The organism is Bradyrhizobium sp. CIAT3101, assembly GCF_029714945.1.
GTDB lineage: Bacteria > Pseudomonadota > Alphaproteobacteria > Rhizobiales > Xanthobacteraceae > Bradyrhizobium.
On sequence record NZ_CP121634.1, the window covers coordinates 6,999,047 to 7,012,231 of the forward strand.

Consider the following 13,185-nt stretch of genomic DNA (forward strand, 5'->3'; position numbering starts at 1 on the left):
GCTCGGAAACCGTTTGCGCGAGAGCGTAGAGCCTACTATCCGCGCTGCAACTCCAGGATCGCTTCCGTGGAGTAACCCAGTGGACCGAGAACCTCAGCCGCGTGCTCATTGAGGTCGGGAGCAGCATTCAACGGCTGGTCCGTACGGCTCCTGTCGTACCGAACCGGACGCCTGATGGTGATGTGCGGACCATGGACGGGATGGCTTATCTCGGTAAACGTATCTAGATGACGCACCTGGGCATCATCCATCACCTCTTGCAAGGTAAGGATCGGCGCATGAGGAACGTCGTTATCAACCAAACGATCAATCCAATATTTGCGTTCTTGCGTTTTAGCCGTAGCCCCGAGCTCCTGCGCCAGCTGCTCGTAGTTCTCCATACGGCCAGCGCGGCTCTCAAACCTTGGATCAGAACCTAAGTCCGATCGATCGAACGCCTTCTGGACACCAATCCAGAATTTGGTTGGCGAGGACATATGAATTGCCAAAAGGGCGCCATCGTTGCAGCGCAACGCGTAGGACTGCGATGCCCTTACTCGCATCAGCGGATCCGGCTTGATCCCGGCCATGGTATAATTCGCAAACGGATCAGCGATGAAGGCGATGGCCGATTCCAGCATGTTCAGCTGAATTGTCCTCGCCGTGCCGGTTCTTTCGCGCTCGAACAACGCCCCTAAGACGGCGTAGCTCGCATACATCCCGGTAAGATTGTCGACTACAGAGGGCCCTGTGATTTGCCCCTCTGCCCCGAGCATCAGGCCCGAGATCCCGCTCAGCGCCTGGCCGACCGCATCATACGCGGGACGATCGGCATAAGGCCCCGTGTCGCCGAAGCCGGTGATCGAACAAATTATGAGGCGCGGACTCGCCTCGCGCAGGCGTGCTACCCCAAGGCCCAGCCGGTCCATGACGCCTGCTCGAAAGTTTTCGATAAGAACGTCGGCGGTCCCAATCAGCTTGAGGAATGCTTCGCGCCCCTTCTCGTCCTTGAGGTTGAGAACAACGCTCCTCTTGTTCCGATTATACGTGCAGAAGTAGGGGCTATAGTTTCCCCCCCGAAACGACCTAAAGGGATCTCCATCGGGGGGATTTTCCACCTTGATGACGTCTGCCCCCAGATCGGCAAGCATAGTACCTGCAAGCGGTCCAGTGATCATCGCAGTGAGCTCGATGATCCTAATACCTGTGAGGGAGCTGCGCGCGTCTTTGTCCATGATTAGCCCGCTCGATTTGGTTGCATTTCACCGCCACTTCAGAAAGGATATATTGGAAAACTACCTTTGTCGACAGATATTCTTTTTGTTGGGATGGAGCACTGGGTCGCCATGAAAGCCACATCAACGATTGCAAAAATCAAAATCGACAACTCCTATATGGGCGGCTACCTCGCCCTGCCGCGGGAAGCCCCTCGCGGCGGAATAGTCGTTCTGCAGGAGATCTTCGGCGTTACGCCAGCCATGCGCGCCATTGCCGACGATTTTGCGACCGAGGGCTATGCCGCCCTAGTGCCTGATATCTATTGGCGAATGCAGCGAGACCTCGACCTCGGTAACGGCGAAGATCCTGCCCAAAGACAAGCGGCAGTCGATTTCTCCGAGCGCTTCGATGAACGTGTCGGAACGACTGATATTTGCGCGAGCCTTGATTGGCTTGCAAACTACTTGAAGCAGTCGTCGCGACCCGGCCTCGTGGGCTTTTGCCTTGGAGGTCGCCTGGCCGTTCGCGCCGCTTCACTCACCGAAGTGGCGTGCACGGTCTCGATGTACGGAGTGCGGCTCGACTCGCTCGGTGAGGAGATCAGGAAGGCGAGAAGCCCGATGCAATTCCACTTTGGTGAAAATGACAACCACAATCCCATGGTCACGATCAACCGGATTCGCGAAATCGTGACGGAGAGAGCAGCGCCGAACGACGAGTTCTATACTTATCCCGACGCGGAGCATGCATTCTATAATCGGTTCCGGACGGACCGATTCAACGAGAAGGCCCATCGTCTTGCCAGGTCACGCGTCGTAAGCTTCCTTCGCCAGCATATTGGGTGATATGAAAGAGTGACGTTTATGCCTCCTTCTATCAAGCCGTGGTCAGTGTGATCTGATCGGCAGACCTTCGCAGGGCATATCGATCTCCTCGACCTGGCCCTTGCCGACTTCGGTGACGCGCAGCTTCCTGCCCTCGAGCGTGAAGGCGCAATTCGTCGGCTGCGGTCCATCCACGACCACTTCGCCCCAGCGGTCCAGTACCGTGACGTTCTTCTGGTGGTAGACCGTGCAATACAGCCGGCCGTCCCTGCCAAAGGCCATTCCATCTGGCCTTTGAAATCGGGATTGGCATCGGGTTGCAGGACGTTACCGAAGACCACGCGTTTCGGCGCAGCCTCGGCGAGCACGTCATATCGGTAGATCTCGCCGGTGAAGGACGCGTTGGCATAGAGGTGATTGTCGGGGCCGAAGGCACTACCGTTGGTGAAGCGGATCTTGCGGTCGAGGACACGCAGCACCTTCATCGCCGTCGGGTCGATCTCATACACACGGCCGTCCCAGTCGAGGTCCATATTGCCGTCGACGAAGGCCTGCCCGTTGATCAAATCCTCGGCGGCCATTCCGGAATCCGTCATGTAGAGCAGTCCGTTCGGACCAAAGCAGAGGTCGTTCGGAAACAGAAAGCGGTCCGCGCCTTCGCCGTGCATGCGCCGGACTTCGTTTCCGCCCTCGTCGATGCAAATCAGCGCCCGAAGACCGGCTTCCGCAATCCAGATCCCACCGTGCCCATCGGTCGTCAGTCCGTTCGGACGGCCCCCCGTCTTTCGGATCACCCTGCGATTGCCGCGAGAATCAAGCCTCGTGACGCAAAGGGTCGAGGCGGACATCTCCGTGACATACATCGATCCATCCGGCAGGCACACCGGACCTTCGGGCGCTCCGATCCCGGTGGCCAACAGTCTCGACGCCATTTATTCCTCCCGTTCTGTCGATTGTTGGCGTTCGCTAGGCGATGACGAGGCCGTTGGCCGGATCAATCAGCACCACGCGATTGAGGTCGATGGCGAGGTCGATCCGCTCGCCATGGCTGCTGATGTCATGGGCCTGCAGCTCGGCAACCGCATCCACTCCTCCGATCTTGATGGTCGTGAAGGTGCGGGTCCCGGTCGGCTGAATGAGATCGGCGATGGCCGAATAGGAGACCACTCCGTTGCGGAGTGGGCCTCCGCCAGCCCGGCTGAAATGCTGAGGGCGAATGCCGACCAGAACCTCTTGCTGTGCCGCGCCGGTCAATGATGCCGCCTTCGCGCTCGGAAGCGGAAGCGCGTCGCCGGACTGGAACACAACTGCTGCGCTGGTGGTCGCTGGGATGAGGTTGATCGACGTCATCAACAATTATCTGGCCCAGACGCGCTCATTGGGCACGCGTTTCGAGTCCCCCGAGGTATTGTTGCGCCGGTTCTGCCGCGTGATGGGTAACCTCGAGATCACAGACATTACTCCAGAGAGGTAGCCGCGTTTCTCTAGGCCGCTCAGCTCCGCCAGGACGTGTCGCCACAGCGTTCTGAGCGGCTTTTACCGGTTCGCCGTCAGCCGCGGCCACGCAGCGTTCTCGCCGCAGCCGACAACGATCCCGAAGCTGCCACCGCAACAGACGCCGTACGTCTATTCGACGGAAGAGCTACGTCGACTGCTGCACGCGCCCTCGGTCCTGAAGGTTAGGCAAAGGCCTCAGGTGCCGGTGATCTATCGGACCCTTCTCCTGCTGCTTTACGGTAGCGGTATGCGCATCGGTGAGGCGCTTCGCCTGGTCTTGCGCGACGTGGATCTGACCGAGCAGATCATCACTGTCCGCGACACGAAGTTCCTCAAAACGCGTTTCGTGCCGATCGGACCAAAGCTCAACTACGAGCTGGCTGCCCATATCGAACGCCGGCGCCTTCTCCCTTTGTCGCGCGGGGAAGAATCTCCGCTGTTCACCACGCACGATGGCCGGCCGTGGCGCTACCAGCGGGTCATTTCCTTGTTCCAGCATGTCCGTCGAACCGCTGGAATCAGTTGCCCTATCGGCGAGCTTCGACCGCCACGACTGCACGATATCCGTCATACTGCTGCCGTGCACCGGGTGATTGCCTGGTATCGCTCCGGTCAAGACGTGCAACGGTTGCTCCCGCAACTCGCAACCTATCTTGGACACATCGATATCCGTTCAACGCATCGCTACTTGCACATGACGCCGGATCTCCTCGATGCAGCCAGCCAGCGCTTTGCACAATATTCAATGGGGGTCGACCATGAAGGATGAGAACCTCCTCGGTCCGTGGTCCGCCGTTTCCTGCTGGAGCAGCTGGTGGCCGAACGCAATCTTTCCCGCAACACCCAAGCCAGCTACCGAGACACGCTTAAACTGCTGCTGCTGTTTGCAAGCAAGCAGGGAGGTTGCGCCATCGATCGTATGGCAGTGGAGGAGCCGACACCGGCAGTCGCTCGCAAATTCCTGGATCATCTGGAACGTGATCGCCGATGCAGCGAAGCAACCCGCAACCAACGGCTTGCAACCATTCATTTCCTGGCACACTTCATCGGCATGCATTCGCCGGTCCATCTGGTGGTGTTCCGAGATAAGGGCAATATCATTCAAGAAGACGACAAAAGCCATGATCGGCTATCTTGAGAAGGCCGAGATGGATGCGCTCCTCGATCAACCCGACACAACAGTGGTGCACGCGCCGATGAGGCAGCAAAATTGACTATCGGTAATCTTCAACTGCGCGTCTCCGTCAGTGCGCCTTCATGGCAAGGGAAACAAGATCCGGATCTGCCCATTGTGGCCAACGACAGCGACATCACTGGCTCGCCTCGTGACCGATAGGGATAGGAACGATGCAGTCTTTCTAGGACGCATGAAGGAGCCTTTGACCCGGTTCGGGATACACCGCGTCGTGACGCACTATGCCGCCATTGCGAGCGAAACCGTACCGACCCTGGCGACGAAGCGCGTCAGTCCCCATACGATCCGGCACACGACAGCCGTCCATCTACTGCGTGCAGGGGTTGATATCAACACGATCCGCGCTTGGCTGGGCCATGTGTCGTTGGACACCACGCACATCTACGCCGAGGTGGATCTGGAAATGAAGGCCAAGGCGTTAGCTAAGATTGATATCAGCGGCTTGAGAAAGCCCTCACGACAACAATCCTTGCCGTCCTTGATGGCTTTCCTGAACGCCCTGTAGGCAACGACCATCGCCATGCTTATGTGGTGGCTTGCGCCAAGGAAATCACTGAGATCCTTGGCTTATCGCCCACAGCCGCAACATAAATTTGGCCGCAACATAAGGCGGATTGCCGATGGCAAGATCAAAACTCGCCGGCAGCTCCGCGCGGGAGAAATCGCCCGGGATGATCCGCGCCCGCAGCTGCAACAGACGCACGATGCGCGCGGTGACCGGATCGAGCTCGATCCCAGTGACGTGGGAGATCTCGCGAAGTCTCTCGGGCATCAGCGCCGGAAACAGGTCGGTGCCGATGCCGGGTTCGAGCACACGGCCGCCGCGCCATCCAAGGCGCTGGAGGCCTGCCCAGATCGCGCGCACGATGAACTCGGGCGTGAAATGCGCATACTGCGTGCAACGCGCAAGCGAGGCAAGGTTGAGATCGCCGACAGCATCCTGCAGATCCTCGCCGATCGCCTCCCAACCCTTGCGAAACTCGGCCTCGCCGGGAGGCCGGAACACGAAGTTGGCGAGCTCGCACGCACCGAATCCGGTGAAGCGGATCAGCTGCTCCTGCTCTTCAGGCGTCGCCGGCCGCGCATCGGCCTCGATGGCGGCAGCGAGCCGGATCGCCGCGATATTGCCCTTCGCCAGGGCGCGGCCGCCGGCAAGATAGAAATCCGCGCCGCGCTCGCGCCGTGCTGATGATTTGGAGCGTGCGACCGCCGCGAGCGGAAGCGCGGGCGCCGGCGTCGCCGGATCGGGATCATCGTCATCGTCTGGCTCGACGGCGAGGCCGCGGGCGAAAGCGGTGACGCCGAGGCCAAGGCCCGAACGATAAGGCGGTGTTGCCGAAGAGATCGAGGGTGAAGGGATCGTCTTGCGCCATGGGAATTTCTCATTGAGATGAGGGCGCGTGCCGTCGTCCCGCCGAGCTGCCTAGGCTGCGGATGGTCACCATGGATGGGGATGGGAGGGTTAGCGCACGATGAGCGACAGCGCGATGTCTGTCTCGCTTAGCTGCAGGCGCAGATGCGTGTAGCGAAAATCACGATTGATGAGAGGGATGAGCCGCTCGGCCTCGATGAATTCGATACCGTCATCGGCGCCGAAATGGCGGCGCTTGTAGTCGAACCAGTCCGGATTGCCTACCGGATGGCATTCCTCGGAATAGACCACAAGCGGACGATCGCCGTCGCCGAGCTTGCCGTTCGCCATGATGTAGACGCCGTTGTCACCCACAAGCCAGAGGCCGGGCTTCTCGCCCTCACCAGGCCTTTGACCGTAATAGGGATTGCGAAACCCGCCATTGGCGGCGGCGTCGGATTGTCCGCGTTCGATAACCCTGCGGACGGCGGGGATGGGAAATGTGAACATCACGACCTCCCTCACGCCGCGATCGCATCAGGAAGGTGGCGCAGATGCACCGGCAGATTCGCGGCGATCTCCGCCTCGGTCATTTGGTCGAGCAGCTTCAGCACTGTGCCGCGCTCGCCGCCATAGAACAGCACCGTGCGCACGCCGCGCAGATGCTCGGCCCAGCGTTCGCCGGCATAGCCGCGATAATCGTCATGCGTGTTCGACCAGATGTGCTCGAGCCGCTCTTCGCGCGTCATCGCTTTCAAGGGCCGCGATTCCCGCTCGACGATCGCGGCACGCATCCGGTCGGGCGAGCCCTTCTCGGAGAGATCGCAATAGCCGTGGAAGGTGCGCGGACGACCGTCGATCGTCAGCGCGAGGAAGACGCTGCTGATGCTGCCGGTGAGGAATTCGCTCAATGCGAACATATCGCCACGCATCCAGAGCGGCGGCAGGACCTCGAACATATAGTCGTGCTCGGCCTGGCCGATCGCGAACCATTAGCCGCGATAGAGAGCGCCATCGTCCGGTGAACGGTTCGGACGCTTCGCATGGCGGTCGAACATACGGAACATCTGCCGGCGGTTGGCGATGCCCTGATAGACCTTGCGGATCGGAGAGAGGATCATGATCGGGCTCCTTTCAGCCTCGTCGGGCCGGAGCGCGGCTCATCCTCTCGATGTCGCCATCGTCTTCAGCGCTTCCTGACCCCTCCCCCACGGCCGCCTCTCCGTCCGGCCGGGTCAAGGGCCGCGGTACGCGGGCGAAGCTTCACCCTTGACGCGGCCGGCGGGCATGCGGCAGCTGGGTTTTCCTTTCCCTCCTCTCCCTTCTTCATCTTCTTGGCCGGATGCAGCTGTTCGTTTTAATCCTGCGCGGCAGGCCGGAGCCGCTCGTAGTCGCAGCCCAGCTTTTGTGCGATGACCGCGAGCCTCTTAGCATACACCTCGCCCTGCCGATTGTTATCGGTTGCTGCGATGGGGCGCGCACCTGGCCGCGCGCTCAACACCCGAATGGCGGCGACGGTCGCCGGCGCCCAACCGCCTCCCGTGCTGAGACAAAGACTATCGGGCTGCTGGCCTTCGATTGCGGCGAAGCTCATAGCGTCGATCGCGGCTTCCGTGACGCAGAGCCGGCTCGCATCGGCCGGTCCGAGGCGAAACAGCACCTTGCCGCAGCCGCTGGCGAAGCCCCGCCATTCCGGCCCGCGCTCTTCCCAGCCGGTGACGACACCATCGCCGTCGAGATGCACGGCCCACATGCTGCCGTGCGGGCCTTCGCGCAATCCGCCATGTCGGATCGCCGCACGGATGATCGATTCCGGAATGGCGCGCTGATCGCGCGGATAGCACCAGGTCAGCGATCCTCGCCATGGCTCACGTCGCGCACGCCAGCGATCCGCCACACAGAGATCGGGCCCCTGCTCCGGGGACTTTCGTGTCCAGACAGGTTCGGTCGGCACAAAGCCGACGAGATCCGAGACCTGCTGCAGCACGTCCGGAAATGCGAGGCCGTCGAGATGCTCCACCAGCGAGAATACATCACCCTTGGCATCGGACAGCGCATCGAACCAGCCCTTGCCATCATGGATGACGATGATGATGTCGCCGCCGCGGCGATACTTGACGGCCTTGCGCGTGCTTTTCTTCAGATCGATTGCAACGCCGCCCTTCTCCAGTACGGCGGCGCAGGGCACGCGCGTCTTCAGCTCCTCGATGTCCTTCTTTTCCATCTCCAATTCCCGGCGCTGCGCCGGGCCTTTTCCGCTCGAATTGCCTTCTCCCGCACCTTGCCGGACCCGCGCGTTTCGCCGCGAAGAGCGAAGGGGGCAAGGGCGTGGCTGGCAACTGATGAATCTTGCGGGGCAACCGGCGCCGTCGCGTCGGCCAGCCGCGGCGCAGCCTCCCTTGCCGCCGCCCACTCGCAAGCGGCACTCAAAGGGAAACCCGGCTCAATGAGCCGGGCTGAACTGGTGCGGATCGTATTCATGCACGATGACGACGTCGGCATCGCCGAGTTCTTCGCTTGGCATCACGCCGTAGGTGATCGCCCGAACAACCCTTGGATTGGCAACCCAGGGCTCGACGCAGTGGGACGCGCTGTGCCACGTGTTTCTCGACGGCAAGACGTACAATGGCTATTCGGCGGCGCTGGTGGATAGCTGGGGCGGCAGGAAACTTGGTATCGAGCACGTACGCAACAAGATGGCCGGGTGCGGCGTCTTGTTGGACGTTGCGGCCAGTCGGGTGAAACGTCAGCGTGTTAGGCGCCAGATCCAGCGCTTCCGCGATCGCCCCGGCAGTCATTCCGTCGGGACAGAGAGCAGAAGAAGCGCAGGCGCGGCCAGCGTAGCGCAATCTCACAACAACAGACGTCACGATCCGGAGCGGCGCCATCAGCGCATTCGGTTTATCGCAAGATCTCGACAACACTCTGCGATGCCGCTCACCCGAACTGTTAGCTGACTCCGGTTTGCGCTCGCCACAAACGAGTGTAGGCGCCGTCGGCTCTCAGCAGATCAGCGTGCCTTCCTTGCGCAACAACCCCTCCCTTGTCCAAGACGACGATCTTGTCGGCCCCACAAATGGTACTGAGACGATGAGAGATGACGATGATGATCTTGCCGGCCCGACGCAGATCGTCAATCACTCGCACGACGGATGCCTCGGCAGCCGAGTCGAGAGAGGATGTGGCCTCGTCCAAAATCAGGATCTTCGGATCGCGATACAAAGCCCGAGCCAACGCGAGGCGCTGCTTCTCGCCACCGGAGAGACGTATGCCGCTCTCGCCCAGATAGGCCTGGAAACCGCCGGGCCAACGCTTGATCAACTCGCACAGCCCTAGTTGATCGCAGATTTGCAGTATCTTCTCGATGTCAGGCTCGAACTCGCCAAGAGCGATGTTCTCGATCAGCGAGCCCGAGAACACGTCGATCGATTGCGGTACCGCAGCGATAACCCTGCACAGGGATACGGTCGAGAAGTCCTGGACGTCATAGGGCCCGATGCGGATGCGTCCGCCCTCGAGCGGATAAACGTTCTGTAATAGCGCCACAAGGGAGCTCTTGCCTGAGCCGCTTTCCCCCACCACGGCCGTCATCTCGCCTCGGCCGAAAGTGACGCTGAGATCCTGGAACAGGTTCGGCTGCGCGCCATGGCGAAACGTGACGTTCTCCAGGCAGATATCACCAAGGTCGGACTTGGTGGCGTCGATGCCACCACCGCTCGCCTGTTCGAGATCGAAGATCTCGAACAGGCGATCCGCCGCAATAAACGCATCCTGAACGATCCGGTTGGTTTGGATCAGGTTGGCAACCGGCCGGGTGATATAGCCAAGCAACGTATAGCAGGACAGTAGTTCGCCGGGCGTGACGGTCTGCTCGAGGGCAAGCGTCGTACCGAACCACATCAGCACGATGGTGAATAGGCTCGAGAGGAAGGTCGAGGCATTGTCTCCGAAGACTGAGACGAGGCTGGAGCTGTAGACAGAATGCAGCGTCTTGATGAAGCGGGTCTCGATCTTAAGATTGGCCAGGCTCTCTATACCGAATGTCTTGATCGTGGAGACCGCTCCGAGCGACTCAACCAATTGCGCCTCCAGGTCGGCGGCATTTTCCATAATGGCGCGCTGGCGCTTCCTATTCATCCAGTTGATGGTCAAATAGACCAGTAAGTATAGTGGGATAGAGGTCGCCACCGCCAAGGCGATCTTCCATGAATAGACAAACATCAGCCCCAACGAGAACAGTATCACAAGCAGATCGACGAACATGGTGATTGAGACGTCATTCAGGAAGCTCCTGATCTTCACCGCGTCATTCATGCGGGAGACGATCTCGCCCATGCGCATTCCGTCGAAGAACTTCTGGGGCAGGCTTAGGACGTGATTGTAGTAGCCGAGGATCAAGTGAACATCGATCTTCTGACCCGTTTGCAGCGTGAGCTGGTGTCTGAGGAGATCGATCAAGATCTGTGGCACCAGGATCAGCAGCATGGCGACGCTCATCAGGTTCAGCAGGTTGCGATTGCCCGCTGTGATCACATGATCGACGATCTTCTGAACGTAGATGGCCGTCGAGAGGCTAAGGATCGTCGTCACCACTGCCCCGATGAGAGCCTGCACCATCACCTCTTTGTGTGGCGCAAGCAGGCGGGCGAAGCGGACGAGGGGTGATGTGGTTTCGTCGCGTCGCTCGAAGGTGCCTGCCGGAACCAGGAGCACCAGGACGCCCGTCCATTGCGTCTTGAATTCCTGATGCGAAAGCTTGCGGATTTCGCCATAGGCCGGGTCCATGACGACGACCCACCTCGCGTCGATGGCCTGGATGACGACGAAGTGGTGCAGGGCCTCCTTGACGATGACGTGCGCGATGGCGGGCTTGGGAATCTTGTACAGGCTATCGAACCCACCCTTCACCCCCTTGGCGATGAATCCCAGTTTTTGAGCCGCTTGCGTGAGGCCAGACACCGTGGTGCCGGAGCGGTCTGTCGAGGCATACTGGCGGATGCGCGACAAGGGCAGCTTGTAGCCATAGAAGGCTGCGACAGAAGCAAGACTGGCGGCCCCGCAATCTGTGATATCGCGCTGCTTGAATTTGATGACTTTGCTCGACATAGAGCGCGCGGCTATTTGGAGACGAAACAACTAGCGGGCCACAAGGAGCGGATTGAGCCAATCGTCGAGCTCATTGTAGAGGAGTTGAAAGAGACTGCGCTCGGCCACCAGGAAGCGGGCTCGGACCGTCATGCCTTTTTTCAACTTACCGATGACCCCGTTCTTGAGCGTGAGATGACTGCCAGAGAGCGCGCAGCGGACCTTAAAGATCGGGTTCTTATCATGGAGGATGAAGTCCTGGGCGACGTCGAGCACTGTCGCCTCTAAAACACCCCACTGATTGTAGTTGAAGGCATCCACCTGGAGCCGGACTGCCTGGCCGGTTCGTACAAAGCCGATGTCGTTGGGGGAGACATACATCTCCGCCACCAGTTCGCCATCCGGCGACACGCGAGCGACAGTTTGCCCCGCTTGGACGTAGCCACCGGCGGTGAGGCCGGAGAATTGCTCTAGAGCACCGGACACGGGAGCTCGAATGCGGGTCAGATCTCGTTCGTTCTCGAGCTGATGCAAGCTGGCTATGAGCTCCTTCAAGCGTATGTTTGTGTCGAAGAGCTGCTGGTTCCAATCGGCGGCTTTTCGCCGGGCGAGGATCTCGCCTTTGACCTCAATGCTCTGGAGAGCGAAAGTTCTGTCGTCGACGGCCTTCGTGGGCGCTGCAGCAACAGCGAGCAGCCGCTTGGCGCGATCGAGTTCTGCCTCGGCGTTCCTGCGGGCATATTCGTTCTCCCGCAGCAGGTTCAGAAAATGCAGCCGCTCGGCCGTGGCGGACTCGGTCAGCAGGTGGATCGGGTCCTTGGCCTCTGTTCCCGAGGAGATCAGGGTCTCGAGGTCACGGGCTAGATCGCCCTTGGCGCGAATTTCGCTTGTAACTGCCCTAAGCTTCTCCTCAACCACCTGATCATCGAGGGTGAGGATCTCTTGCCCCTGGGCTACAACATCGTTCTCGACGGCAAGGATACGCGAGATGCGTCCAGAGACGGGCGCGATCAGGGGTGTCTTCTCGATGGTGGGGCGAATGGCGCCGGCACTTTGAACAGAGACCGTTATGGTGGTGAGTGGCAGCGCCGACAGTGCGGCGACCACGGACAGTAAAATGACCTTGTAAATGAGCAGAGATCGTCCTGACCTTCGGGAGAGGATGCTCTCCGCAGTGTAGCTGACAAGATCAGCAGGAAGTAAGACATCGCTCATATAACAAGTTCATTTCTTGACGACGATTAGCAGTTTCCATGGAAACTGCTAATCTGCCGAGACTAGAGAATTTGCGCCGCTTACGTTCTAATGGTGCGGGGATGCGGCCGCTCCCCCTATAGCTGCAGCTGCAAGGCCTACTACCCCCACAATTGCGAAAGCGATTGCCCAAAACACCCCTCCCGAAGTTTCGGACGCCTCTTCAGAAGTTAGCTCGGTCACACCATAGGCTGACATATCGGTCATCATTGTTGTCTCCGTCATTAAGTAATCAGTCAGCGACTGCTGGTCCCAGCTCCTGCCGCCGCAAAAAGAGGAAACTCAAGAATCGTGCCAGCGCAGGAGGAGCTAGAGAAGAACCGTTCCGTATTTTTTGACGATGACTGTGGGCCCGCGGTGCGCCAGCTGAACATAACCGTGTCGGGGATGCGACAAATCCGACACCAGGAGTGCTCGACGTCCAGCTGAAACGTCTCGAGCAAATTTCAGAACTCGTAGCGATATACGATCGGCTCGGTCGGGGCTCCAACGCGAATTGACCAAGACCCTTCGTAGACTTCCGGTCCACGCCCGGGTTGGCGTCATCCGCGATGGCCCCGACGGCATTTAACCTTCCGGGCTCACATGTATGCGATCAAGGGAGGAATAATCCAGCTGCAATGGCTGCCGCTACCCCGGCCAAAACTCCCGCAATCGCCCAGAACCACCCTCCCGAAGTTGCGGATGCTTCTTCAGGAGTTAATTCGGTCACACCATAAGCTGACATATCGATCTTCATTGTCGCCTCCTTTTCAAATGCGTAGATCAGTCAGCATACCGGT

12 protein-coding genes and 3 pseudogenes are annotated in these 13,185 nt (G+C 59.7%); 4 read left to right on the top strand and 11 right to left on the bottom strand.

Translation table 11 applies throughout. The features are described from left to right. Nucleotides 1-35: 35 nt before the first annotated feature. Entirely contained in the window at nt 36-1,214 is a 1,179-nt protein-coding gene (locus tag QA645_RS32635) for a CoA transferase (protein WP_283045371.1), read from the bottom strand. Between the two features lie 66 nt (nt 1,215-1,280). On the opposite strand from QA645_RS32635, the gene QA645_RS32640 reads away from it, so the two are divergent. Then, a complete protein-coding gene (locus QA645_RS32640) occupies nt 1,281-2,042 on the top strand; it encodes a dienelactone hydrolase family protein (RefSeq protein ID WP_283045372.1) in 762 nt (253 codons plus the stop codon). Between the two features lie 42 nt (nt 2,043-2,084). Here QA645_RS32640 and QA645_RS32645 read toward each other — a convergent pair whose 3' ends face one another. The 3 genes and pseudogenes from QA645_RS32645 to QA645_RS32655 all read right to left on the bottom strand — a co-directional run bounded on the left by QA645_RS32645 (nt 2,085) and on the right by QA645_RS32655 (nt 3,371). Continuing rightward, on the bottom strand, nt 2,085-2,303 hold the full coding sequence (locus QA645_RS32645; RefSeq protein ID WP_283045373.1) for a hypothetical protein: 219 nt from the start codon (nt 2,301-2,303) through the stop codon (nt 2,085-2,087). Between the two features lie 116 nt (nt 2,304-2,419). Continuing rightward, a pseudogene (locus QA645_RS32650) lies at nt 2,420-2,953 on the bottom strand (SMP-30/gluconolactonase/LRE family protein); the annotation flags it as partial. 34 nt (nt 2,954-2,987) lie between these two features. Next, nucleotides 2,988-3,371 carry a hypothetical protein gene (locus QA645_RS32655; protein WP_283045374.1) on the bottom strand — a complete coding sequence of 128 codons (384 nt, stop codon included), beginning with the start codon at nt 3,369-3,371 and terminating at the stop codon, nt 2,988-2,990. 346 nt (nt 3,372-3,717) lie between these two features. On the opposite strand from QA645_RS32655, the gene QA645_RS32660 reads away from it, so the two are divergent. From QA645_RS32660 to QA645_RS32670, 3 genes are all read left to right on the top strand, one after another. Further along, nucleotides 3,718-4,287, top strand: a complete 570-nt coding sequence (locus tag QA645_RS32660) for a tyrosine-type recombinase/integrase (RefSeq protein WP_283045375.1) — start codon at nt 3,718-3,720, stop codon at nt 4,285-4,287. 45 nt (nt 4,288-4,332) lie between these two features. After that, a complete protein-coding gene (locus QA645_RS32665) occupies nt 4,333-4,656 on the top strand; it encodes a site-specific integrase (protein ID WP_283045376.1) in 324 nt (107 codons plus the stop codon). Nucleotides 4,657-4,765: 109 nt separating this feature from the next. Then, a complete protein-coding gene (locus tag QA645_RS32670) occupies nt 4,766-5,218 on the top strand; it encodes a tyrosine-type recombinase/integrase (protein ID WP_283045377.1) in 453 nt (150 codons plus the stop codon). A gap of 99 nt (nt 5,219-5,317) precedes the next feature. On the opposite strand, the pseudogene QA645_RS32675 reads toward QA645_RS32670, so the two are convergent. The 7 genes and pseudogenes from QA645_RS32675 to QA645_RS32705 all read right to left on the bottom strand — a co-directional run. Further along, nucleotides 5,318-6,086: pseudogene (locus QA645_RS32675) on the bottom strand (lactate dehydrogenase); the annotation flags it as partial. An 89-nt stretch (nt 6,087-6,175) separates the two neighbouring features. Then, nucleotides 6,176-6,574, bottom strand: a complete 399-nt coding sequence (locus QA645_RS32680; RefSeq protein ID WP_283045378.1) for a DUF3085 domain-containing protein — start codon at nt 6,572-6,574, stop codon at nt 6,176-6,178. An 11-nt stretch (nt 6,575-6,585) separates the two neighbouring features. Next, nucleotides 6,586-7,185 (bottom strand): annotated as a pseudogene (locus QA645_RS32685) (DUF1419 domain-containing protein). Between the two features lie 236 nt (nt 7,186-7,421). Continuing rightward, nucleotides 7,422-8,288, bottom strand: coding sequence for a DUF3991 and toprim domain-containing protein (locus QA645_RS32690; protein ID WP_283045379.1), 867 nt, complete (start codon nt 8,286-8,288; stop codon nt 7,422-7,424). A 725-nt stretch (nt 8,289-9,013) separates the two neighbouring features. Then, the gene (locus QA645_RS32695; protein ID WP_283045380.1) at nt 9,014-11,170 is read right to left on the bottom strand and encodes a peptidase domain-containing ABC transporter; all 2,157 of its coding nucleotides are present in this window, start codon (nt 11,168-11,170) and stop codon (nt 9,014-9,016) included. A gap of 30 nt (nt 11,171-11,200) precedes the next feature. Beyond that, complete coding sequence (locus tag QA645_RS32700; protein WP_283053445.1) at nt 11,201-12,286, bottom strand: HlyD family efflux transporter periplasmic adaptor subunit; 1,086 nt, start codon at nt 12,284-12,286, stop codon at nt 11,201-11,203. A gap of 712 nt (nt 12,287-12,998) precedes the next feature. Continuing rightward, the gene (locus QA645_RS32705; RefSeq protein WP_283045381.1) at nt 12,999-13,142 is read right to left on the bottom strand and encodes a hypothetical protein; all 144 of its coding nucleotides are present in this window, start codon (nt 13,140-13,142) and stop codon (nt 12,999-13,001) included. Between the last annotated feature and the right edge of the window lie 43 nt (nt 13,143-13,185).